This window comes from Eudoraea sp. (genome assembly GCF_049665975.1).
Lineage (GTDB): Bacteria > Bacteroidota > Bacteroidia > Flavobacteriales > Flavobacteriaceae > Eudoraea.
In genome coordinates this window covers 1-3779 of sequence record NZ_JBATGR010000012.1, presented here as the reverse complement: position 1 = coordinate 3779, position 3779 = coordinate 1, and the positions used below count along the sequence as shown (strand labels likewise).

Below are 3779 nucleotides of genomic sequence, written 5' to 3'. Positions count from 1 at the left end.
ATCCTATTCCCATTAAACCTGTAATAATAAAGGTAATCCCAAGCCCTCTTAAAGGTGCCGGGACATTTGAGTATCTTATCTTTTCACGAATAGCAGCTATTGCCAAAATGGCCAAAAACCAACCTATTCCGGAGCTAACCCCATAATTAAAAGCCAATCCTAATGTCTCAATCTCCCTCGATTGCATAAACAACGACCCTCCTAAAATAGCACAGTTTACTGCAATTAATGGTAAAAATATACCTAGGGAATTGTATAGGGCAGGTGAAAATTTTTCAACCACAATTTCTACCAACTGTACCATAGTGGCTATAGTTGCAATAAAAAGAATGAATGACAAAAAACTTAAATTGTAATCCGCGTATTCAGGTCCAAGCCATACTAGCGCGCCATCTCTAAGGAGATATTGGTCTAATAACCAATTTAGAGGAACCGTTACGGCAAGAACAAAAATAACTGCAGCTCCCAATCCAACAGCAGTGGCCACTTTTTTGGATACAGCCAAATAAGAACACATCCCTAAAAACACGGCAAAGACCATGTTGTCTATAAAGATGGATTTAAAAAATAATTCAATATGTTCTAACATAATCTTCTCTTAAAAAGTAAATTAGTTTTCCTCTATAAGTGCCCTATTTCTGGAGCGTTGTACCCAGATTATTATGCCAACAACTATTAATGCTGCCGGAGGAATAATCATAAATCCGTTGTTTTCATAACCTGTTGCATATAATCCTGTCCTATTTACAGGATCTCCCAATACCTTAATTCCATACAATGTTCCAGATCCCAATAATTCTCTAAAAAATCCTACGATAATCAAAATTACTCCATATCCCAATGAGTTACCGATCCCATCCAAAAAAGCTTTCCAGGGTCCGTTGCCTAAAGCAAAAGCCTCAAACCTTCCCATTATGATACAATTCGTGATTATCAACCCCACAAAAACCGATAGTGTCTTACTTAATTCATAAGCAAAAGCCTTCAGAACCTGGTCAACAATAATTACCAGTGTTGCCACAACGATCAACTGAACAATAATCCTGATCTTGGTAGGAATAACATTTCGTAAAAGGGAAATAACAACATTCCCTACACCTAAAACAAAAAGTACGGAAATGGCCATAACTACTGACGCCTCCAATTCTGCGGTAATCGCCAGGGCTGAGCATATACCAAGAACCTGAATTGTAATAGGGTTATTATCCGCAAGTGGATCTAAAATAAGGTTTGTGTCTTTCTTTGAAAGTAATGCCATTTTATTTAACTCTAATAGTTTCTAAATAGTCCTTATATAAATTTACGCTTTCCCTAATCATTGCAGAAACACCATTCCCAGTAATCGTAGCTCCTGCCAAGGCATCTACCTCATTATCATCCTTTATTTTGTTCACAGGGTCATTATTTCCTTTTGCTACCGCAATTCCTTTAAACTGATCATTACTTAAAATAGATTCCCCCACAAAATCATCCATAAAATAACGCTGTTTGATATTTGCTCCGAGCCCTGGTGTTTCTGCTTTATGATCAAAGTAAACTCCCTGGACTTCCATATTTTCATTCAGGGCAATAAAACCCCAAATGGCATCCCAAAGTCCTTTACCATACATGGGAATTATAAAAAATTTCGTCCCCTCTTTTTCACCTATAAAAAGCGGGAGCTTCGCAGTTTCACCTTTCTTTATGGCTGCAATTTGCTTCTTAAGGTCAATCAGATATGCCTCGTCATTTTGTGTTATTTTATCTCCACTGATGACTAATTGTTCTGTAATAAACCTTGAAAACTCAGCTTCTACTTTGTCCGTAGGCACAAAATTCACACTGCCCTCGTCTTTATTTTCATTAATACCCATAGCATAGAGAATATTCTGCTGTTTTTCAAATCTCTCATTCTCCTTAATTTTACCGCTCAATGCTGAGGCAAGATATGCCAGTATTGACCCTACAACAATAACCATTATAGCGGCAAAGATTACAGTATAACCATTATTTTCCTTATTAAATGCCATAATTATATTGTTTCTATCTTCAGTTCCTTTGCTTTGTCGTCAGTGCTTTTTGGAAAAATTGTTGCTTGTTTCAAACGCTTCATCCTTCGTCTGATATTACCCCTAACTACATAATGATCAATGGTTGGCGCAAAGACATTCATTAAGAGAATTGCAAGGAATACACCTTCAGGATAAGCCGGGTTAAATACACGTATCATAACCGAAATAAACCCTATCAGGAATCCATAAATCCATTTCCCTCTATTGGTTTGTGATCCTGTTACAGGATCTGTGGCCATATATACAATACCAAATGCCAGGCCACCTACTATTAGGTGTTTCCAAAAATCAAAGCTCATTAATCCATAAAACGTACTTCCCTCACCAATCCAACCTGCTTCAACTATTCCATTAAATATAAGGCCCATAACCAGCGAACCAGCTACCGCACTTACCATGATTCTCCAGCTAGCTATTTTACTGAATATCAGGAAAATACCTCCAAGTAATATTAAAAAAGCAGAGGTCTCCCCTACTGAACCGGGAATAAAACCAAAAAACATATCAGATACTGAATAAGAAAATTCACTCCCGTTGTTCTGAGCTAAATAACCCAGGATAGTTTCTCCTGAAATGGCATCGGCAGTACCCGTACGTTCAACCGCACCATGCACCCATACTTTATCTCCGCTCATCCAGGTAGGGTAAGCAAAAAACAAAAATGCCCTAATGGTAAGCGCAGGATTCAAAATGTTCATTCCTGTACCACCGAAAACTTCTTTACCTATAATAACACCAAATACAACCGCAACGGCTAACATCCAAAGAGGAGTATCAATAGGGACAATTAAGGGAACTAACATACCGGTTACAAGATATCCTTCTTCTACTTCATGACCTTTTATGACCGCAAAAATGAATTCAACCAACAATCCTACACCGTACGAGACAATAACAAGGGGCATAACCTGCACAAATCCTAACCAAAAATTATCCCAGGTCAGAAAATGTTCCATAACCGAAAAATTCTCCGGGAAGCCTCCGATGGCTGAATAATGCTGATAGCCTGTATTGAAAAATGAAAATAATAGAACGGGAATGAGAGCCATTATTACCGTATTCATCGTCCGCTTTAAATCGTCCGTTGCTCTCACATGAGAACCATTATGTGTGGTTTCATCAGGAGAGAACAAAAATGTATGAAAGGCATTAAAAGCTGGGGCCATCTTTTTACCCCTATACCTATGTTTCAAAATATGCAATCTTTTCTTAAAGGTCAATCGTTTATTGCTCATTTTTATCCTATTTCTTTTTGTAATAAATCCAATCCTTCGCGAATTATCTGTTGATGTGGTTGTTTGGAAATACAAATAAATTCAGTCAATGAAAAGTCCTCAGGAATAACCTCATACAAACCAAGTTGTTCCATTTCATCCAAATCTTTAACCATACATGCCTTTAAAAGCTGAAGTGGATAAATGTCGAACGGGAATACTTCTTCATACATCCCGGTAACTACAAATGCCCTGTGTTCTCCATTTGTATTTGTATCGAGATCATATTTCTTGTTGGGCTGCAGCCATGAAAATGTTAGCGCTCTTGTAGCAGATAATTTATCAAATACCGGTTTGTTCCAACCAAAAAATTCGTAATCATCTCCTTCAGGAATAACACTTACTGTATTGTTATAAAAACCGAGAAAACCATCCGGGCTTGTTTTCTTGCCAGTAAGTACATCTCCATTAATCACACGAAATCTTTCATCTTTAACGCCACTGGCATATAAAA

General features: G+C 37.5%; 4 protein-coding genes and 1 pseudogene. All 5 read right to left on the bottom strand.

All coding sequences use genetic code 11. The features are described 5' to 3' along the window. The coding region (gene nqrE, locus WBN20_RS00515; RefSeq protein ID WP_424280321.1) for an NADH:ubiquinone reductase (Na(+)-transporting) subunit E at positions 1-589 on the bottom strand (589 nt) is incomplete at its 3' end. A gap of 21 nt (positions 590-610) precedes the next feature. After that, positions 611-1258: an NADH:ubiquinone reductase (Na(+)-transporting) subunit D gene (locus tag WBN20_RS00510; protein WP_424275911.1), complete on the bottom strand. Its 648-nt coding sequence runs from the start codon at positions 1256-1258 to the stop codon at positions 611-613. A gap of 1 nt (position 1259) precedes the next feature. Beyond that, entirely contained in the window at positions 1260-2009 is a 750-nt protein-coding gene (locus WBN20_RS00505) for a Na(+)-translocating NADH-quinone reductase subunit C (RefSeq protein WP_424275910.1), read from the bottom strand. Between the two features lie 2 nt (positions 2010-2011). Next, complete coding sequence (locus WBN20_RS00500; RefSeq protein WP_424271620.1) at positions 2012-3286, bottom strand: NADH:ubiquinone reductase (Na(+)-transporting) subunit B; 1275 nt, start codon at positions 3284-3286, stop codon at positions 2012-2014. 2 nt (positions 3287-3288) lie between these two features. Next, positions 3289-3779: pseudogene (locus WBN20_RS00495) on the bottom strand (NADH:ubiquinone reductase (Na(+)-transporting) subunit A); the annotation flags it as partial.